This is a genomic window from Rhodococcus sp. R1101 (assembly GCF_000278445.1).
GTDB classification, from domain to species: Bacteria; Actinomycetota; Actinomycetes; order Mycobacteriales; family Mycobacteriaceae; genus Rhodococcus; species Rhodococcus gordoniae.
Map to the genome: position 1 here is coordinate 1 of NZ_AJVB01000828.1, position 898 is coordinate 898.

The following is an 898-nucleotide window of genomic DNA, read 5'->3' on the forward strand; positions in this document are numbered from 1 at the left end:
GGCGGGGGTGGACATCACGTGGCTCCATCGCGGTGTCGCGGCCGGTGACGCCGGTGCCGACCTGATCGACGGCAACTCGCCGCTCGTCGCCGCGGTGAAGGCCATGCCGTGGCCGGGCGGCGACGTGCAGGTCTTCGTGCACGGCGAAGCCGAGGCGGTCATGAAGCACATCCGGCCGTATCTGCGGAAGGAACGGGCCGTGCCGCCGGCGCGCGCGTCGATCTCGGGGTACTGGCGTCGCGGACGCACGGAGGAAGGCTTCCGTGTGTGGAAGAGCGAATTGGCTGCTGTGGAGACCAACTGACGGGCGGGGGCCCTGGTCAGCTCGCGGAGTCGCGCGTCGGCACCGTGGCGGAGTCACGCGTCGGCACCGTGGCGGAGTCACGCGTCGGCACCGCGGCGGAGTCACGCGTCGGCACCGTGGCGGAGTCACGCGCCAGCACCGCGGCGGAGGCGAGCGCGAGTCCCGAGCAGATCACGATGGCGACGGCCATCGGGATGCCGGTGCCTTCACCGCCGAGCCCGACGAGCGGGGAGACGACGGCGGCGAGACCGAACTGGGAGGCACCGATGACGGCGGAACCCGTACCTGCCGCCTTCGGGACCTGCGACTGGGCCAGCGCGGTGGCGTTGCCCAGTGTCAGGCCCATCATGCTGATCGCGACGAACAGCAACGGCAGGATCAGCGCTCCCACATAGCCGACGACGACCATTGTCAGCAGCAGCAAGGCGCCTGCGGCGAACATGGTGGTCACACCGAAGAGCAGCAGTGTCCGCACCTCGAATCGTCCGATGAGGCGGGTGTTGACGGCGTTGGCCAGCACCAGGCCGAGCGAGTTGACGGCGAACACCAACGAGAACTGGCCGGGGCTCAGTCCGAGGATGTTCTGCGTGACGA

At 69.7% G+C, this 898-nt stretch carries 2 protein-coding genes; one reads left to right on the plus strand and one right to left on the minus strand.

Annotated elements, in window-relative coordinates; genetic code table 11:
- A partial coding sequence (locus R1101_RS0124525) for a siderophore-interacting protein (RefSeq protein ID WP_016935769.1) occupies positions 1–304 on the plus strand: 304 nt, incomplete at its 5' end.
- A 16-nt stretch (positions 305–320) separates the two neighbouring features.
- Here the strand turns inward: R1101_RS0124525 and R1101_RS28750 are convergent.
- A partial coding sequence (locus tag R1101_RS28750; RefSeq protein WP_016935770.1) for an MFS transporter occupies positions 321–898 on the minus strand: 578 nt, incomplete at its 5' end.